Consider the following 17825-nt stretch of genomic DNA (forward strand, 5'->3'; position numbering starts at 1 on the left):
ATTCCGAAAACGACCCTCTACAGCGGCGGCCTCAAGATCTATTCTACATTAAACATTCAGCACCAAACCCAAGCGGAGAAGGCGTTGTATGCTGGATTAAAATATCAAACCGCACAATCCAATCAGAGAACGTTCACGAAGATCGATGCGTTCGACGACGCTTATGGAGAGATCTACGACGTCCTTGCGATGATCCACGACGTTCCCGAATTTAAGTTTAAGATTTCGAGATCGATCCGAACTTTCAATCGCGCTTGGCAGGAAGACCTCAGAGACGAGCTCAGTACTCTCAATCTTTTGAGCGGAACGGAAAGTCTGGGAGAAGCGATCGAGTGGAGTTACAGAAGTCAACAAACGGAAGACTTTCTTCTTCCGGTCGAAGGCGCTTTGATTTCGATGAGGCCGGACACGGGTTATATCACCGCGATGGTCGGGGGTTCCGGTTTTCGATCGGACAACCAACAGATCCGCGCGTTCCAAGCGTACAGACAACCCGGCTCCGCGTTCAAACCTCTCGTCTATGCGGCGGCGATGGAATACTACAACCAACATCCGGATCCGAAAAAGAACGTAACCGCGGCTTCTCTCTTTTCCGATTCTCCTCTTCAATACGTATTAGAAGACGGTGATGAATGGAACCCTTCCAATTACACGGGAGAATATTCAGGATTTATAAGACTCCGTGAAGCCTTGGAACTTTCCAGGAACAGCGTCGCGGTTCGGGTTTTGGAACACACGGGCATCAGCAATCTGATGCCGTTCTTGGAAAAAATTCTTCAGATCGAAAACAGATCGATCCCTAGAAACTATTCGATCTCCTTGGGTACGTTCGAAGTCTCTCCTTACGAGCTGGCGAAGGCGTATGCGGTTCTTGCATCCGGAGGAAAACAAGTATTTCCTTTGAGTGTTCTTTATGTAGAAGACGGATCGGGAACGATCATCCGAGACTTCAGAGAAGAAGCGAGCAAGATCGAAAGAAAACAAGTCCTTTCTCCCGAGGTATGTTTTATTCTTACTTCGATGATGGAAGACGTGATCAAAAAAGGAACCGGAACCGGAGCTTCTTCTTACGGACTTTCCCGACCGGCCGCGGGTAAAACAGGAACGACGAATAACTTTCGGGACGCATGGTTTGCGGGTTACACGGGGGAACTCGTCGGCGTAGTTTGGATCGGCTACGATACGGGAACTCTTTCGATGGGAAAAGGAATGTCCGGCGGGGTCGTCGCGGCTCCGATCTGGGGAAGATTTATGTCCAACGCGCTATCGAAGGAAAAATCCAAGGGTTTACATTTTGGAGAATCGGGCGTAGTTCGAAGACAGATTTGTGCGATCTCCGGGAAACTTCCAGGTTCTCATTGCAATCAAACGGAAGAAGAATACTTTACGAAAGATACGGTTCCGAAAGAGGTCTGCGACGATCACCGAGGAGCGGGCTATACTCCGGAACCGGATCCGACGCCGGCTCCCAGCCAGACAAAAGTCAAAAAGAAGCAGAAAACCAATATTTTCCAGGGCGACGATGATCTGATTCGGTAATTCCGAACAAAAATACTTGTCGTTTTGGGATTGCTTACACAAATAGAAATATCGTTATCAGGAGTTTTAGATGGCCATCGGCAAGGAAAATAATAACAGCGTAATCGGTCCCGGGTCCATTTTTGAAGGGAAATTTTATATCGCAGGTTCTCTCCGCATTGACGGAAAATTCGAGGGAGAGATCAAAACCGATGACACTCTCTACATCGGAGAAACCGGTAAAGTAAGAACGAATATCGCGGCCCGCGAAGTGACCGTTTCCGGAACGATGATCGGAAACATCAAAGCGGAAAACGAAGTTCGTCTCGAAGAAACCGGAAGACTTTTAGGCGATATCACCGCTCCTGCTCTTCATCTGGCTAAAGGCGTGGTTGCAAAAGGAAACATCACGATCACCGGCGGACAAAAGAAAGACGTGAAAAAAATCGTGGAAGAATCTTTCGGTGGAACCCGCACCCTGGACAACGGAAAGGACGAATAAGTCCTTTTTCTTTACTATAGGAAAGGCCGGACTCCGGCCGATAATCTTCCTGTATGATCTTTAAAAAGCCCAGACAACTGACCGCGGGAAAAGAAATCCTTCGGACAGATAATTTCACCCTGATCTATCTGGGCGCTTTTCACTTTCACTATTCATTCTATTTTAGAGGAAATCTCTACCACGGAAATTTGGATTTCAGAAGAAAGAAATTCAGACTGATTCCGATCGTCGCATCGATCGCGCTCTTCGTCGCATTCTTAGGATTCGGAATGAACCCAAGCAGCGCGATGATGGATTCTACAGGTCATGAAATTACGGAAAATGATTCCGAGGATCTGAAGGCAAAATCCGGAGACGAAAAATTCTTAGAAGAATCCGAAAAGGCAAAACTTACCATCCTAATGGCGAAGGAACTCAAGAATCCTTCCGAAAAAAAGAAACAACTGAAGGTAACGACCTATCGAGTCAAAAGAAACGAAACGTTAGCCGAAATTGCAACTCGATTTAAGGTTTCTATGGAATCGATCGCCGGTTCCTCCAACATCAGAATCGACGACACGTTGTATCCTGGGCAAATATTAAGCATTCCTAACAAACAAGGATTGCTCTATAAGATGAAAACCGGAGAGACGATGGCGAAGGTCGCAAGTCTTTACAAAGTCAACTTAGACGAGATCATGCTGGAAAACAAATTAGAAGATCTTGATATTCTAAGACCCGGTCAAAAGATATTCTTGCCGGGTGCGGTCATTCCGGATCCGACTCCGAAATGGGTGATTCCGGTCGCTTCGAGAATCGTAACTTCCAATTTCGGATTCAGAACCTTTCCAAGAAGAAAATTTCACGAGGGCCTCGACTTAAAAGCCTTCTACGAACCGATCGCCGCCGCAAGAAACGGAAAAGTCATCTACGCGGGTTGGATGGGAGGTTACGGAAACGTGGTCGTGATCGAACATACGGACGATTTCAAAACTCTTTACGCTCACAATTCCAAACTTTTCGTACAAAGAGGAGATTACGTTTTGGCCGGGAAAAAAATCGCAAGATCCGGATCCACCGGTTATTCCTTCGGTCCTCACCTTCACTTCGAAGTCATCAAAAACGGACAACCGGTAAATCCTTCCAAATATCTCAAAGGACTCACCTTTAGAAAGGGCGGCCCTACTCACTAGGTCCGACCGAATATTCTGGAAAAGTGGGTGTTCCTACTTTTTTTTCTCAAAACAAGAAGAATAAAACTCAAACCTCTCTCTACAAATTTTAAAGAGAAAAGATTTCTCCGTAAAGTATCCGAAACGGACTTTAAGTCCGTTCCAAGTATTTTTCGAAGGACTCGTTGTCGGAACTCCGACAACCTAAAAAAGAAGAACCACTCTTACCTGCGAATGAAAGTGTATCTCCGGCAGAATCGAGACGATGGAGAATCGAAAGAGTTTCCACATTCGAACCGATGACATTTCAAAAGTGAAAAATATTCAAAATCAAATTTACAGCGCGTCCCAAAACCTTATTTTATTTTGTCGGAAAGATCAAGCTGCAAGAACCTGTCCCGGTTTTGGGACAGGTTCTTATGGTTTTCGAAATCTTTTTGCCCTTTTACGGAAACCGAACCTGAAAAACTTCCGACTTCGAAAAAAACCTGCACGTCGAAAAATCAATTTCTTTCGAAAAAGGAAAGAAATTGATTTTCAAAGTAAAAGAAACGCCGATGATTTCCTAAATGAAAACCGCAATCACGTTATTCGTATTTCTCATTCTGATTTTCGAAAACTGTAAGACGCCGACGATAGAAGAGCTGATCGATCAGAGGCTGATCAAATCCTACGATCAAACCGAAACCCTGAATTTATACTATGCAACTTTAAGAACCCAGAACCCGAACGCTCAGGTAGGATGCAACGATTCTTATTTTCTAACAAACGGAAGCAAAGAACTCAAGACCGGATATTGTATCGTAAACGTTCCCGCAGACCACGAAGTGGGAGCTCTTCCGAACGGACTCGGGAGCCGGGAAACGATGTTTCAGTTTCTCGGACACAAAACCTTTGAAAAACGGGAAAACTTTCTAGAAGATCTAAACAAGGATCCTTTCGACGAAGTTTTAGTTTTCGTACACGGATTCAACGTACGTTTTGAAGAAGCGATCCTAAGAGGAGGACAAATCCGATACGATCTGAAATTTCCGGGAAAAATCGTGGTCTTTACCTGGCCCGCAGGAAACGAGGGAGGAATTTTAAATCAGGTATTCGTAAAAGGCACTTACGAAAAAAATCTTTTGTCCGCAAGGAATTCAAGAGAAGAATTTAAGAATTTCATAAAGTCCTTACAATCCCTCGGCAAGAAAATACATTTGATCGTCCACTCCATGGGACATCAAGTCGTTCTACCTGCGTTAGCCGAAATTGGAAGAAATTCCAAAGAACCCGTCTTGAAGGAATTGATCTTGAACGCTCCCGATTTCGATTCAGGAGAATTCAGACTGATCGCCGATTCACTGAACAAAGCGGCTAAAAGAACCACTCTGTATTGTTCTCCGGGAGACAGCGCTTTGCAGGCCTCTTCCTCGGTGAACGAAGGAACTCGGTTGGGATCTTGCACTCGAATTCCCGGGATCGACGTGATCAACGTAAATCCGATCGACTCTTCCTTTATCTCTCTGGGACACGGATACTATTCTTCCAAGCCGCTATTGACCGATTTATATCAGATTCTTTTAGGAGTCAGGGCGGAAAAACGCCTTTTTATCCGAAAGTCGTCCGGAAACGAGAACTACGTTCTCAGAAATTAAGAACCGCTTCCATGATTCGGATTGTATAAAATCGATCGACTAGTTCGAACAAATAGATTCAAACTTTTGAATCTATCATCGAAACGATATCTTTTCATTGATTCAGCGATCAATGGCTTGAAAACAAAATTTAGAACCAAAGAAATCACGGTAGCAATTCCGATTTTCCGTAATATGAATTGCGATGTGTTCGGTGGACTCGCCTACAATGAGTCTAGTTCCAGCGGGGAATGAATATTCGCGCCAAAGGCGCGATTCTTCGATTCGTTTTTATTTTTTTATAGAAAGCCGATCACGAAAGTGCTAAAACATTTTGGGAACTTTTCGGAAAATCAAAGAACCGAGCCGGATTTCAATTCTCAAATGTTCGTCTAAGATAAAATGGAGCGCAATTTTTCACCGTCCTTTTTTTGTTTTCCCGGAAAGCGCCCTGGAAAGAGTGGGAAAGGCACGAGGGATTCCTCAAATGCAAAAACACAATTTTACCATAACTTTTTCCGTATTTTGACAAATTATCTTGTTGAATTCGGGGTAATTCTTAGTAAGTAATGAATATGCTTCAGAAACCCAAAATTTTGGTCGTTGAGGACGAAATCATCGTTGCAGTCAACCTAGGCCAAAAACTAAAAAAGCTGGGTTACGAATTGGTCGGAATTACTTCCTCTGGAGAAGAGGCAATTCAAAAGGCTGAAGAAAATCACCCCGATCTCGTCCTGATGGATATCAACATAGAAGGAAATCTCGACGGAATCGAAACCGCAGAAGTCCTTCGAAATCGTTTTCACACCCCTGTTATTTATCTTACCGCCTATGCCGACGAGAATACACTGGATCGCGCGAAAAAGACCCAACCTCTGGGTTATATCGTAAAACCGTTTGAGTCGGATCAACTTCGTTCCTCCATCGAAGTTGCACTTTATAAAAATGAAATAGAGCAGAGATCGAAACAAACCGAGGAAAAACTCAAAGGCGCGCTGGATCAACTCGGAGCGGGAATCGTAACGACCGATGAAAACGGACTTCTTCTTTTTATGAATCCTGCGGCGGAAAAACTGACCGGCTGCAAATACGACGAGCATCTGGGAAAGCCGGTCCAGGAAGTGTTGCATTTTAAAAATGGAAACGGAGGGATTGCCGAAAATTTAGTGGAAGAAGTGATTCTCTCCCGCCTTCCGAAAGAAAACGGAAATCTCATTTTAATCTCCAAAAACGGAACTCTTCAGGAAGTCCTTCTTCAGAGTTCTCCGATTTTAGGAACCGAGGAAAAACTTACCGGCACCTTCAACATTCTTAGAACCAAAGAACAGAACAGTACCGCCGGAGAAAAAGACACTTACCTCAAAGAAATTCATCATAGAATCAAAAACAATCTTACCATTATCTCTTCGATCTTTAGCCTTCGGTCCGGACAAACAAACGGAGAATCCAACGACGTCCTTCGGGAAAGTCAGAATCGTCTGAGAGCCGTGGCGCTTCTTCATGAGATTCTTTATGAAAGTAAGGATCTTTCCTCGATCAGTTTTGAGCTCTATGTAAAAAAACTAACGGACGCACTCTTCGAAATCTATCAGGTGAATCGAGAAAGAATCCGTCTCGAATTGAACATTCAAGAATCGAAAGTAAAAGCCGAAATCGGTATGAACTTGGCTCTGATCATCAACGAACTCATCACAAATTCCTTAAAACACGGGCTCGCCGATTCCAAAACGGGTTCGATCCGAATCCATTTCACAAGGGAAAACGACATGCTCACGCTGGAAGTCGCGGACAACGGAAACGGGCTTCCGGAAGAATCTTTGCGAAACCGAAATCCGAGTTCCTTGGGGCTTTCCTTGGTCGATTCTCTCGCGAAACAAATCGGTGGAAAAGTGGATTTCCTCAATCAAGATGGCGCCTGCGTAAAACTGCGTTTCCCCGCTTCCCTCTGAAAACCCACCTTCGGTTTTTCATCCCGCTCTAGAACGAAAAAAGAAGGAGTTCCTACTTTCTTTTACAGGGCAAACAAACCTTAGGACGACAATTTTCTGCCAAGAGCCTGCAATCTCCGTAAAAGTAGGAACTCCTTCTTTTTTCTAGGAGAAATCTCCCTTCTCAACGAAGTCCTTCCGAAAAAAACGCGGGAACTCCCGCGATTCCCCTCTTCCGGAGCAGAATCCACCTTACAAAGAAGTTCTTTCCATTCTTCCTTAGGATGCTGGTGCCGAATTTTATCCCAACTAATGATCATTTGTAATTCTCCATTAGATATTGAGAATCATTCTCATATTTAAAAAACTGTCCAGCATTTCTTAGATCCAGGAATGACTTGTAAGAATTTTTTTCCCTCCCAAACTGACCGAGATGAAAACGAAATTCGAATTTTTTGAAATTGTCGAAAGACCTGAAGACAAAACCGCAATTCTCTATTTAAACCGCCCCGAAAAAAGAAACGCGATGAACTGGCCTTTTTGGAGAGATCTGCCGGACGCGGTGGAAGAAATTAATTCCAATCCTCAGATTCACGCCTTCGTAATCGCCGCCCGCGGAAAGTCATTTTCCATCGGATTGGATTTAGAATCCTTCTTCGAGCAGTTCGGAAGTTCGATCCAAGCTCCTCTCGGAGACGATCGGAGAAAATTTTTCGATCTTATTTTAAGAATGCAAAAGGGAATCAACGCCGTTTATAATTCCTCGAAACCTTCGATCGCCGCGGTTCAAAAACATTGCATCGGTGGAGGTTTGGATCTTATCTCGGCTTGCGATATACGTTATGCGACCGTCGACGCGTCCATTTCCCTTCGAGAAGCAAAGGTCGCGATCGTCGCCGACATGGGTTCCATCAATCGTCTTCCTTCGATCATCGGTCAAGGACATACGCGAGAATTGGCCCTTACCGGAAAAGACATCGACGGCCCCGAAGCGGAACGAATCGGCCTCGTAACGAAGGTCTTCCAAACGGAAGAAGAAATGATGAAAGTCGCATTAGCAACTGCAAAAGAAATCGCCGAGAATCCGAAGTTGGTGGTTTCCGGAGTAAAAGACGTGATGCGCTATTCGGAAGGAAAACCCTTGGAAGCGGGTCTGAACTACGTGGCTCTTTGGAACTCGAGCTTCTTAGATTCGGCGGACTTTAGAGGAGCGTTGCAATCTTTTAAGGAACGCAAGCGTCCCCTCTACAATCAAAACTGATTAGGCGTAAAGGTCCAGGATTCTTCTTTGTCCTTCTTCTTTCGAGTTCTGGACTCCTGCCTCTACGGCGAGATTGAGCATCTTCCGATTCAGGTCGCTCTGCGCCTGAAAAATTTCTCGGGGCAGATTGGCTACCCTCTCCAAAAGTAAACTCTGGTTGGCGTTTCCGTTGATATTCATAAATTCCCTCTTGATGAGAATTTGGGGTTTTTCTCTCTTTTTCCCCCAATTCTATTCTCGGTTGATAAATAGAAAACTTGATTATTTTTTGAAAATTTTTACCCTGTCCAAACTGTGAGTTTCCCTACACTGATCAGATCTGCGATTCAGAGGGAGAATCAAAGAGAATTCACCAAGGCGTTCAACCTCTACAAAGAAGCCCTCTCTTTTACAAAAAGTCCCAAGACGATTCTTAAAATTAGAAATCGTCAGGCTTGGTGCCAATATCATATTGGAAACACGAGAGAAACCCTAAATCTCTTTCACGAAATCATAACTCAATATCCGGACGAACCCGGAAGTTATCTCTACTATTCTAATTATCTAATCAAAGTAAGCAACTTCAAACAAGCTAAGAAGATTTTGACGAAGGGAATCGATCTCTATCCGGATCAGTTGGAACTTTATCTTACCCTCGCATCTCTTCTCAAAGACACGGATCGCTCCAACGAAGCGATCGCCGTTTTAAAACAAGCGCTTGCGCAGGAAAAGCTTTCCAGAGGAAGGGGAATTCTTCGCAAAGACATCTGGGCGGAACTCGGACATCTTTACTATCAAAGAGGAGATTATAACTCCGCTCTCGTATCTCTCAAAACTTCCATGAGAATGGACAATGACGAGAATTTTCTTCACTACGACATGATCGCGCAGTGTTATCTGAAAGTCGCCGATCATAAAAACGCGTTAAAGTTCATCGATCTTTATATTCAATACTTCGGAGAATCGGATTCCGATATTTTGATCATCAAGGCAAGAGCGCACGCTCAACTCGGGGAAAGTCATTTGGCCTGCGCGTCTCTCCTGCAGGCATATTCGATGGAAAACGGACTAAAATTAAACGCGGAAGACATGGTGGATTTCGCCCCTCTTCTCCAGACAGGTTTCTTCGATACATTAGAAAACGTTGAAATAGAAGAACCCTAAACGCAGACAAAGGTCCGAACCTTTTCTGAAATTCAATCGCCAAATAACATGATCCCGCGACAAAATGCGATTTCGACTTTCATTTTTTTTCAAAGAACGTCTGAGATTCGAACAGTTCGGAATACAACGGTTAAAACAACTACAAAACGAATCTTCCGATAAACGGAACAAAACAGAAATTAAAACTTAACTCGAATACAACCAAACAAGGCGGAAAGAAATTCTTGACTGTTTCTTTTTTTAAGATTTTTTAGAGGCGTTCGAATCGAAATTCTTTTCAATTCCAGACATAGGATCGGAAATGCGAATCTTTAGCTTATATCGTTTGATTCAAACTTTGTTTGGAAAATTTTCTTCCGCACAGTTTCTCAGAAAAGGAAGCGCTGCAATCATTTCCAAATTCAATCGACTCGATCCGAAGATTCGATTTTATAAATCATCGAGCTTGTTTTCTCGAAAAAATCTTCAATGCAATGGAAGAATTTTATATCCGCTCTTAATCACGTTCGTCTTTCTCAGCTCTTCCTCCCACTTCGCGGAATCCCTTTCCAAAGAACAGTTAAAACTCGTGACTCTTGTCCATACGATCATAGACGACCTCGATCACTTGGTTCTTAAAAAATCAAAAAATGAAAACGACGACGTATATCTTTTGATGAAGGAATCGATCGCAAAACTCAGAAGCGGCGTTTTGAGAGTCGGAATTCGGGAAGACATGGATCGCGATATCTTCGGTTCGGCGGCGTTCTCGATCCGATCGAAAGAAGATCCGGACCCGAGCATCTATCTAAGCCCCTATCTTTTAGAACTCTATCAAACGCATCCCTCAATCGTTTTGTCAGCTTTCGTTCACGAATGTCAGCATTCTAAAAGTTATTTCGACGACCCGGAACGTTTTGTGGACTTGGGTTCCACGAGCGCGCTTGAAAAATATTTATACGAGTTGGACTCCTACAACAGAGAGTCGCAATTCATTCTTAAATATTTGAAGAAGAATCCGAAGTACAAACTTACTCCTTTTGAAGTGCTTCTCTCCAACAGTTTTGAAAAGGATAATTTAAACTATTTTTCATACGCGGCGCTGGGTCACGATATATCCCTCGCAGCTTATCTCTATAACGTTTCCGGTTTTAAACTTTCTTACGAAGAGAAAATTAAACTGATCGATAATACTTTAAATCAGCTTATAGCGACGCAAATGGAAGAAAAATCGGATCTCTGGAATCAGTATCGGCAAGTCGTTCCCATTTATTCCTTTCTTCAGTTCGCTCCGCAGGCCATTCGGAACGTGGATACCGTTCATGATAAGATCGTGGATCAATCCAAATATGATCTTCAAAAACAACACCCGGATTTATACGAAAGATTGCTCGTACTTGAAAAGATTTTCGGAGAGAATATTCAAAAATATAAATATTTGCAGGAAACTCTGGATAAACTCAAACAGTTGGAGTGATTTTTCGGTTAAATAGCTTTTAAAAATAGAATTCACGCTAAACCAAACAACAGGAGATCTTTATGAAGAATAAAATCATCGTAACTTTTTTGATCCTCTTCTCTTTTGCTCTGTATCCGCAGCAAAACGAAGACGCGGATCAAATCGTTAAGAATCTAAAATACAAAACCGGAAAAATCGTCCTGGGCGATAACCTGGCGACATTGACGGTACCATCGCATTTCAGATATATCGACGGAAAACAGAGCAAGCTGGTTTTAGAAAACGTCTGGGGAAATCCGCCTGGCCCGGAACCTCTTGGAATGTTATTCTTAAAAAATGAAACTCCCACGAGTCCCAACTTTACTTTTGCGATCACGATCTCATTTTCGGAAGAAGGTTATATCAAGGACGACGACGCAAAGGATATGAACTACGACGATCTTTTGGACGAGATGAAGGACGATACGAAAGAGTCAAACGAAGAGAGAAAAAAACAAGGTTATCAAACCGTTGAACTCGTCGGCTGGGCCTCCCCTCCTTTCTACGACGAAAAGACAAAAAAATTACACTGGGCGAAAACTCTAAAATTCGAGGGAGCGGAAGTGGATACGCTCAATTACAATATCAGAATGTTAGGAAGGAAAGGAGTTTTAGTTTTAAACGTCATCGCCGACATCGATAAACTTCCGCAGGTAAATCAGGAATTGGACTCGATCGTAAATTCAACCGAGTTCAATGACGGAAATCGTTATTCGGATTTTAATCCCGGACTGGATACGGTCGCCGCCTATGGAATCGGGGGTTTGATCGCTGGAAAAGTGCTCGCAAAAGCGGGGATTTTCGCTCTTCTTCTTAAATTCTGGAAAGTGATCGCGTTAGCCGCCATCGGCGGATTCGGCGTTATCAGAAAATTCTTTTTTGGAGAAAAAGAAAATCCCCCTCCGACCGATAACACGACGAATACGTAATCGAAAGAATCGTAACAATCGAAAATCGGAGTTTTTATCGTTGAATTCAAATTCAGGAAACAAAACTCCGATTTTTTTTGTCAGCGCATCTTGAGCGAAAACGGAAATCCTTCGTCCAAACACAAAATCTTCTACGTTGCATATTTCTTAGAAGCCATAGAAAAAAGAAGGCAGAAGTCCTTTGAAATTCCGAAGTCAAAACTCGTGAACAAAGTTCACCTCGTTTTAAGTGAGAACGGACTTTAAGTCCGAAACAATCTTTTTTCGAAGGAATTGATTTGTCGGAACAATCGAATCAAAGATTAAAAAGTTGACGGAGCCAATCGTAAAAAGAAGTCGAAAGATCAATTTATGTTCCGATTCGTTTCTATAAAAGATTCTCAGTTTTACTTGAGAGCCTAAGCCTAAAATGTAGGAACTCATACTTCTCGGAAATGACAAGAACGATTCCATATCGCCCAGAAGCCAATTAAGTTGTAAAATGTAGGAACTCACACAAAAAAATCGAATTTTATAAACCGGAATTCTTTGCCTCTTTCGAGGTTTGCGATAGGGCTTTCAAAAGACGGAAAATAAATTCTAAAAAAAATCTTAGGATCCGAAGTTCACTGAGGAATCTTCGGACCCAATTCGATGACAAGCTGTTCTTCTGGAACGGTCAAATCGATCTTTTCGACTTTTTCCGGAATTCTTCCCGCAAGAACGTCTTCCGTGAGATTTTTAATTTTTGCTAATATAGTTTCATCCGTGCAATTGGAAATTGAAATGATGTTCGGAAGATCTCTTCCCCAAGAAAAACGGATTCCGGGACTTTCCACAAAAAAAGATTCGGTGATTCCGTCTCCTTCCTTATCGATCATCGTAAAAACGGTGGAGTCTCCGGTAACGACGACCGCCTTCTTTCCTTTTTTGACCTTATCGGCTTTTACCCGAGTATTAGTCATCTCCCGATTCCAAAGATAATAGTATAATTTTCTAATTTGGGAATCGATCAGACGATCTCTCGCGGTCTTATACAATTCTCCGTATTTTTTTCCGACTTCTTCTTCGCCTTTCATCTGACCGTCGAGTTCTCTCGGAGTTGTAGAATGAAGATAATAGTCCGGAATTCCGTTCACCGTATTGATATAAAACGACTGATCCTTTCTATCGCCGGGATATGGATTGGTTTCGGCGCCGGGATTTTTCAGAAATGCCAGAAGCTGATCTCTTCTCTCGTTCACTTTTTTTCTGAGTTCTTCGGCTCGAAAACGAAGAGAACTGGTCTTCGGAGATTCTTTTCCGTAAAATCTTTCGGATCGTTCGAGTTCGGCGCTCACCGCTCTTTCGGAAGAATAATTCTTAAGAAGGTCCTCGTCGTATTTCATGAGGAGATCCATCTCTTTGGATTTTTTGATCGGCTCCGCAGAAGCCTGTTTCACCTCGGCGTTGTTAGGCGAGGTTTCGTTTTTATTCGATTCTTTGGAAACGTTCGGATCGGGAGAGCCGGACTTATTCTCGGAAGTTTTCGAGCCGTTTACGCTTCTTTCGGATTCCGGAAGCCTGTAATAATCCGATTCCAATTCTCGGAGTCTCGCGTAATTGGAAATTTTTACGAGATATTCTTTCTCTTTCTCTTTTACTCCGTTGGGATCGTCGTATCCGTCTTTTAAAAGGGTCAACTGCCCCTTGTAGATGATCATCAGAGTCGCTTCCGAAGAATCGCGATTCGGGTTTCGATCCGGAAGGGCCTTTCCTTCCTTGTCGACCAACTGAACAAAGTGAAACGCAAGGCGATCGGTTCGAAACTCGGTGATGTTCTGAATATCGGGAGAAATTTGCAGATCGGAGGAAGACCAAAGCGCTCCTCCCAAAAGGCAGAGCGAACATAATAAAACCGGTAAGTTCTTTCCGGCCGGAAACAAGCGATCCATAAAATTGGATTTCATCTTGTTTCTAGTATCGGCTTTTAGAGCGACGGAATGAGGGAATTCAGTTTCTTTTATGGGTTAAACTGAGAGAATATTCCATTCCAGGAATCGTTTCGGAAAGACCGTCGAGCCTATATTCCACGGATTGAATGTCCGAAAAGTTTTCAAAAACGGTTTTTTCCAAGGCGATAAAAGTGGAATCCAAAAGAGCCATCTTCTTTCGCGCGATTTCCTTTTGTTTGTCCTCTTCCTTCATCTGCTGCTGCACGTAGGTGTAATCGATTCTAAACTTCATTCCGGAAAGAATCTCCTGCAAAGTCGACTTTCTGAAATCAAGAATCAGAGTGTTTCCATTTTTCCATATCGCTTTCACCGCGTATTGGATCTCGGGAAGACGTTTTAGATTTTTATAATGTTCTCCTTTACCGGAAGCGAACGCCTTGTCGAAATAGGAAGATTCGCTGATCTCTCCGATGAGAGTCATCGTTTTGTGACGGAACTCGTCCTCTTCCAAGAGAACTTTTCTACGAACCGGAAAAATCTGTCTTTCTCCGTCCGAACCGTAGATCGTGATCTCGGTTCTCGGATCTCTGTTTCCCACTTCGTAGAGAGAAAAAGGGACAAGGGTGATGAATGGATTGTGACCCGCGAGTATAAAAGAAGTGAAGAATAAGACGACTCCGATCCATGCGTAAGTGAGAAACAAGGTTCTTCGAGAAACTCCGTCTTCGGTCGCCGTGCGAAACAACCAGAGATAACCGAGATTGATTTTTACTCCCGCAGCCTTGATCGCTTCCCATGCCGCGTCTTTGATCGCGATTGCAGATTCTTTAATTTTTTGCCAATTCATATCCCCGGATTCCCTCTACGATACTTTTCGCTAACTTAACTTGCAAACCCTTGCTCTGCAAAAGTTTGGATTCTTTTTCATGCGAGAGATAACCCATTTCCACGAGAACCGCAGGCATGAGGCTTCCTCTCAGGACTGAAAAATCGGCCTTTTTCACTCCCCTGGACAGGATTTGAGGTTGGAGCTTTTTTTTCATCTCCGATTCCAAGGCCCTTGCCAAGATTCTGCTCCTTCTTTGAATCAAAGAGGACATCATTCCCGCCTGAACTTTTTTCACCGCCGAGTTTCCCCGGGGTTTAAGAATCCTATTTTCCAGAAGAGCGGTTTCCCGCGCCGATTCCGTGGAAGGGGTTTGAGAAAGATAATAGATCTCGAAACCGTTCACGTCCGCGTTGATGGAAGAATTGCAATGAAGACTGATAAAAAGGGAACTTCCCGTTTTTTTGAGTTCCCTGTTCGCGATCTCGGAACGACGCTCCAACTCCACGAAAGTATCGTCCGGTCTCGTGAGGATCACGTTGATTTCCGGATAAACCTTCTCGAAGAATTTTTTAAGAATCTTCGCCACCTGAAGGGAAATATCTTTCTCGTGAGTGCCGGAATCGGAAGCCGTTCCGGGATCCTTTCCTCCGTGACCGGCGTCGATGAGAATCGTCTTGATCCCGAGCTTTTCGGCGCCCGGAAGAACCTCCAACTCCAACACGTTTTCCTTATATTCATAACGAACGTCCTCGGACATCAACTGAACAAAGAGGGCCTCTACGATCTCCGGAGGAACGAGAAAATCCTTTTCCTTATAAAGGACCGGAGAGGAGATTTTTTCGATCGTCTGATTGAACGTGTAAAACGAAGAACCGACTCTAAATCGGATTTCTCCGGAAGGATGTCTAATGGAACCCACAAAGGTAGCCGGATTGAAATAGGATTTGAGGGCCGGAAATTCTTTTTGAACGTCCTCGAAGCGCACATAACGTTCGGAGGATTGTGTGGGAATGACGACCTTCGCCTCTAGTTCCCACACGTTAAGGGAGAATAGAATCAGCCCCCAAAGATAGATTTGATTTTTTGCCAAATCGAACCTTTTTTCTTTTGAGAATCTTCTCTTCTTGTATCGTTGATATCGAACAGATTCCGTTTGCTTTTGTCGTATTGTTTGTTGGACTGTTGCTGATTTCGGTTCTGGTTTTGATTGCGTTGTCCCTGTTGCGGTTGGCGCTGTTTGTCTTTGTTCCCTTGGAATTTGTTCTGCTTGTTGCCTTGTTTATTTTGCTTAGGCTCCGAGGACAAAACGGAATCCGCTTTCTGCAAAAACGCTTCCGCTTCCTGGATCGCAGCGGCCGGCTTTTTCTTTTGTCCGTCGCGCGGATGCGAGTGACCTGCGTGAGCCGGACGTTTGTCCCCTCTTTTATCGCGGCCTCCGTGCGAACGGGTTCCACCCCGTTCCCTTTCGTGAGGACGTCTTCCGTTCTGTTTGAAATGAGTTTCTTTTTCCTTGTCGTAAGAATCTCCGCCCACAAAAGCCTGAAATTCTCCCTTAGGAAATTGAATAAACTCTTCGTCGACTTCGAGGACTTCGATCTTTTGTTTGAGATACTTTTCGATCTTCTCCAATTCCACGTAATCGGATTCGGAACAAAAACCGATCGCCTTTCCTTTTCTTCCCGCCCTCGCCGTTCTTCCGATCCTATGAACGTAGTTTTCCGTGTCCTGCGGAAGGTCGTAGTTGTAGACGATGTCGATATTCTCGACGTCGATTCCTCGGGAAGCGACGTCGGTCGCGACCATATAACGATATTTGCCGGATTTAAAATCTCTTAGAAGTCTGAGTCTTTTTTTCTGATCCAGCTCGGAAGAAATCCCGGTGACCGGAACTCCGAATCTTCTAAGAGTATGTACGATCTTCGGAATATTCGCTTTATAATTCGTGAATATGATTCCCTGACCTTCGTCCTTCGAGTTGAGAATCAGATTTGTCATATAAGGAATTTTTTCCTCTCTTCCCAAATGAACGATCTTCTGATCGATTCTTTCCGTGATGATCTTTTCCGGGTTGATCTGGATCTCGACGGGTTCGTTTAAGAATCGATAGGCGAGACGCATCACTTCGACGGAAAGAGTCGCGGAGAAGAGCAAGGTCTGTTTTCGATTCTTACATTTATGAAGAAGCCAACGAATGTCTTGGATAAAACCCATGTCAAGCATTCGATCCGCTTCGTCTAGGACGAAGAATTCAACATTTGTAATATCGATGGAACCGGACTTGATCATATCGATCAATCGACCGGGAGTCGCGACGATGATTCCCTTCAGACCTTCCAAGTCTTTGTTCTGAGACTTGTAATCGGTTCCCCCGATGATCGGAACCGCACGAACTCCGTCCGCGTGTTTGAGAAGTTTTTTGGCTTCGTCGGAGATCTGCATCGTCAATTCTCTTGTGGGAGCCAAAACGAGAGCGGAAACTCCTTGAATCTCTTTTGTAAGAATCGTGTGAATCACGGGAACCAAAAAGGCCACGGTTTTTCCGGTTCCGGTTTGCGCGAGACCCGTAATGTCTTTTCCTTCCAATCCGTGTGGGATCGATTTCTCTTGGATCGGAGTCAGTTCGGTATAACCGATATCTTGAATGGCGGAAAGCAATTTGGGATGTATGGAAAGTTCTTCGAATTTCATGTGTGCTGCTTCTGAGCGATTAAGTGGAATGTATCCCCGTAGCAGGTGAGGTCCGAGAGACGTGCAAAAAGTCTGTGACTCAGGATTTTTCCTCGCCAACCCCTATCTCGGGACGGGTGGTAGGACATCGGCTTCTTATACTCAGTTGTAAAACCGTATCCTTTCAACATTTTTTTCAAGGAGGCTGGGCTGTAATCCCAAAAATGGTCCTTTGGATGTGTACGGAACCATTCTTCCGGATTGGTTTGAAATGTGGGACCGTTGAGAGACGGAAGTCCGAGGAACAAAAAGCCCCCCGGTTTGACAAGACCGGTTAACTTTTCAAAGACAAAGTCCGCATCAGGGAAATGTTCGACCACAAAGAAAGCCGCCACAGCGTCAAAAGAAGCTCCTTTCAGAACATTCTCCTCCAAAAAAGAAGCACAGAGAACGTCGAGGCCCAAGGTCTTCCGGGAATATTCGACTTCCGCGGGAGAGATTTCAAGACCGGAAACCCGGTATCCTTTTTTTCTGGCTTCGTCCAGGAAAAATCCGGCGGCCGAGCCCAATTCAAAAAGAGAAGAATCTTTTGGATTCTGAAATCGCCCGATCATCTCGAGACGTTTTCTCGCGAGTCCACGGAGGGATTCTTCGTCTTCGTAATACGTCTTTTGATACTGATTTTTGTATTCGTCCAGGAAATAAGAATCTTTGTATTCCCGAGTTTGGGCCGGCTTATAATAACAAACCCCGGTGCGTTTGCAGATCCGATATTGATCCGGAAAGCGCGGATGGGGAATGAGCTCGAGTTTGGGAAACATTTTCTGGATCTAGAGAATCGGAAAGGGAAAAGAAAGAAAATTCCTTTTTTCGAAACTGCTTGAAAAATCG

17 protein-coding genes are annotated in these 17825 nt (G+C 43.9%); 9 read left to right on the forward strand and 8 right to left on the reverse strand.

The genetic code is table 11. The annotated features are described in order from the left end of the window. The 5 genes from CH376_RS06570 to CH376_RS06605 all read left to right on the forward strand — a co-directional run. Positions 1-1539, forward strand: a 1539-nt coding sequence (locus tag CH376_RS06570) for a penicillin-binding transpeptidase domain-containing protein (protein WP_276329217.1), incomplete at its 5' end; no start/stop codon positions are given. Between the two features lie 70 nt (positions 1540-1609). Further along, entirely contained in the window at positions 1610-2020 is a 411-nt protein-coding gene (locus CH376_RS06575) for a bactofilin family protein (protein ID WP_100784954.1), read from the forward strand. A 53-nt stretch (positions 2021-2073) separates the two neighbouring features. After that, positions 2074-3192: a peptidoglycan DD-metalloendopeptidase family protein gene (locus CH376_RS06580; protein WP_100784953.1), complete on the forward strand. Its 1119-nt coding sequence runs from the start codon at positions 2074-2076 to the stop codon at positions 3190-3192. Between the two features lie 548 nt (positions 3193-3740). Beyond that, entirely contained in the window at positions 3741-4808 is a 1068-nt protein-coding gene (locus tag CH376_RS06595; RefSeq protein ID WP_100784950.1) for an alpha/beta hydrolase, read from the forward strand. Positions 4809-5356: 548 nt separating this feature from the next. Continuing rightward, positions 5357-6736 carry a histidine kinase dimerization/phosphoacceptor domain -containing protein gene (locus CH376_RS06605; RefSeq protein ID WP_100784948.1) on the forward strand — a complete coding sequence of 460 codons (1380 nt, stop codon included), beginning with the start codon at positions 5357-5359 and terminating at the stop codon, positions 6734-6736. A gap of 80 nt (positions 6737-6816) precedes the next feature. On the opposite strand, the gene CH376_RS06610 is transcribed toward CH376_RS06605, so the two are convergent. Further along, positions 6817-7035 (reverse strand): LIC12628 family protein, encoded by a 219-nt coding sequence (locus CH376_RS06610; RefSeq protein ID WP_100784947.1) that lies wholly within the window; start codon positions 7033-7035, stop codon positions 6817-6819. A gap of 113 nt (positions 7036-7148) precedes the next feature. On the opposite strand from CH376_RS06610, the gene CH376_RS06615 reads away from it, so the two are divergent. Then, positions 7149-7976, forward strand: a complete 828-nt coding sequence (locus CH376_RS06615; protein ID WP_100784946.1) for a crotonase/enoyl-CoA hydratase family protein — start codon at positions 7149-7151, stop codon at positions 7974-7976. On the opposite strand, the gene CH376_RS06620 is transcribed toward CH376_RS06615, so the two are convergent. Then, entirely contained in the window at positions 7977-8156 is a 180-nt protein-coding gene (locus CH376_RS06620) for a hypothetical protein (protein ID WP_100784945.1), read from the reverse strand. It abuts the gene before it with no gap. Between the two features lie 114 nt (positions 8157-8270). Between CH376_RS06620 and CH376_RS06625 the strand changes: the two genes are divergently transcribed. The 3 genes from CH376_RS06625 to CH376_RS06635 all read left to right on the forward strand — a co-directional run bounded on the left by CH376_RS06625 (position 8271) and on the right by CH376_RS06635 (position 11525). After that, positions 8271-9119 carry a tetratricopeptide repeat protein gene (locus CH376_RS06625; protein WP_069608323.1) on the forward strand — a complete coding sequence of 283 codons (849 nt, stop codon included), beginning with the start codon at positions 8271-8273 and terminating at the stop codon, positions 9117-9119. 301 nt (positions 9120-9420) lie between these two features. After that, a complete protein-coding gene (locus tag CH376_RS06630; protein WP_100784944.1) occupies positions 9421-10575 on the forward strand; it encodes a hypothetical protein in 1155 nt (384 codons plus the stop codon). Between the two features lie 62 nt (positions 10576-10637). Further along, the gene (locus CH376_RS06635; protein ID WP_100784943.1) at positions 10638-11525 is read left to right on the forward strand and encodes a DUF2167 domain-containing protein; all 888 of its coding nucleotides are present in this window, start codon (positions 10638-10640) and stop codon (positions 11523-11525) included. Positions 11526-11750: 225 nt separating this feature from the next. Here CH376_RS06635 and CH376_RS24200 read toward each other — a convergent pair whose 3' ends face one another. The 6 genes from CH376_RS24200 to CH376_RS06665 all read right to left on the reverse strand — a co-directional run bounded on the left by CH376_RS24200 (position 11751) and on the right by CH376_RS06665 (position 17755). Then, positions 11751-11948 (reverse strand): hypothetical protein, encoded by a 198-nt coding sequence (locus CH376_RS24200; protein WP_100784942.1) that lies wholly within the window; start codon positions 11946-11948, stop codon positions 11751-11753. Positions 11949-12130: 182 nt separating this feature from the next. Beyond that, positions 12131-13453, reverse strand: a complete 1323-nt coding sequence (locus CH376_RS06645; protein ID WP_100784941.1) for a hypothetical protein — start codon at positions 13451-13453, stop codon at positions 12131-12133. 43 nt (positions 13454-13496) lie between these two features. Next, the gene (locus tag CH376_RS06650) at positions 13497-14285 is read right to left on the reverse strand and encodes an LIC_10740 family protein (protein WP_100784940.1); all 789 of its coding nucleotides are present in this window, start codon (positions 14283-14285) and stop codon (positions 13497-13499) included. Then, positions 14266-15357, reverse strand: a complete 1092-nt coding sequence (locus CH376_RS06655) for an N-acetylmuramoyl-L-alanine amidase family protein (protein ID WP_100784939.1) — start codon at positions 15355-15357, stop codon at positions 14266-14268. The genes CH376_RS06650 and CH376_RS06655 overlap by 20 nt, the downstream gene beginning before the upstream one ends. Continuing rightward, positions 15324-16955 carry a DEAD/DEAH box helicase gene (locus CH376_RS06660; protein ID WP_100784938.1) on the reverse strand — a complete coding sequence of 544 codons (1632 nt, stop codon included), beginning with the start codon at positions 16953-16955 and terminating at the stop codon, positions 15324-15326. Before CH376_RS06660 ends, CH376_RS06655 begins: the two co-directional genes overlap by 34 nt. Continuing rightward, a complete protein-coding gene (locus CH376_RS06665; RefSeq protein ID WP_100784937.1) occupies positions 16952-17755 on the reverse strand; it encodes a class I SAM-dependent methyltransferase in 804 nt (267 codons plus the stop codon). The genes CH376_RS06660 and CH376_RS06665 overlap by 4 nt, the downstream gene beginning before the upstream one ends. Positions 17756-17825 lie beyond the last annotated feature (70 nt).

Source organism: Leptospira adleri, assembly GCF_002811985.1.
GTDB lineage: Bacteria > Spirochaetota > Leptospiria > Leptospirales > Leptospiraceae > Leptospira > Leptospira adleri.

Excerpts from the sequence above, each read along its gene's own strand:
- CH376_RS06575 (WP_100784954.1), top strand. The coding sequence starts at position 1,610 with ATGGCCATCGGCAAGGAAAATAATAACAGCGTAATCGGTCCCGGGTCC.
- CH376_RS06580 (WP_100784953.1), top strand. The coding sequence starts at position 2,074 with ATGATCTTTAAAAAGCCCAGACAACTGACCGCGGGAAAAGAAATCCTT.
- CH376_RS06595 (WP_100784950.1), top strand. The coding sequence starts at position 3,741 with ATGAAAACCGCAATCACGTTATTCGTATTTCTCATTCTGATTTTCGAA.
- CH376_RS06605 (WP_100784948.1), top strand. The coding sequence starts at position 5,357 with ATGAATATGCTTCAGAAACCCAAAATTTTGGTCGTTGAGGACGAAATC.
- CH376_RS06610 (WP_100784947.1), bottom strand. The coding sequence starts at position 7,035 with ATGATCATTAGTTGGGATAAAATTCGGCACCAGCATCCTAAGGAAGAA.
- CH376_RS06615 (WP_100784946.1), top strand. The coding sequence starts at position 7,149 with ATGAAAACGAAATTCGAATTTTTTGAAATTGTCGAAAGACCTGAAGAC.
- CH376_RS06620 (WP_100784945.1), bottom strand. The coding sequence starts at position 8,156 with ATGAATATCAACGGAAACGCCAACCAGAGTTTACTTTTGGAGAGGGTA.
- CH376_RS06630 (WP_100784944.1), top strand. The coding sequence starts at position 9,421 with ATGCGAATCTTTAGCTTATATCGTTTGATTCAAACTTTGTTTGGAAAA.
- CH376_RS06635 (WP_100784943.1), top strand. The coding sequence starts at position 10,638 with ATGAAGAATAAAATCATCGTAACTTTTTTGATCCTCTTCTCTTTTGCT.
- CH376_RS24200 (WP_100784942.1), bottom strand. The coding sequence starts at position 11,948 with ATGAGTTCCTACATTTTAGGCTTAGGCTCTCAAGTAAAACTGAGAATC.
- CH376_RS06645 (WP_100784941.1), bottom strand. The coding sequence starts at position 13,453 with ATGAAATCCAATTTTATGGATCGCTTGTTTCCGGCCGGAAAGAACTTA.
- CH376_RS06650 (WP_100784940.1), bottom strand. The coding sequence starts at position 14,285 with ATGAATTGGCAAAAAATTAAAGAATCTGCAATCGCGATCAAAGACGCG.
- CH376_RS06660 (WP_100784938.1), bottom strand. The coding sequence starts at position 16,955 with ATGAAATTCGAAGAACTTTCCATACATCCCAAATTGCTTTCCGCCATT.
- CH376_RS06665 (WP_100784937.1), bottom strand. The coding sequence starts at position 17,755 with ATGTTTCCCAAACTCGAGCTCATTCCCCATCCGCGCTTTCCGGATCAA.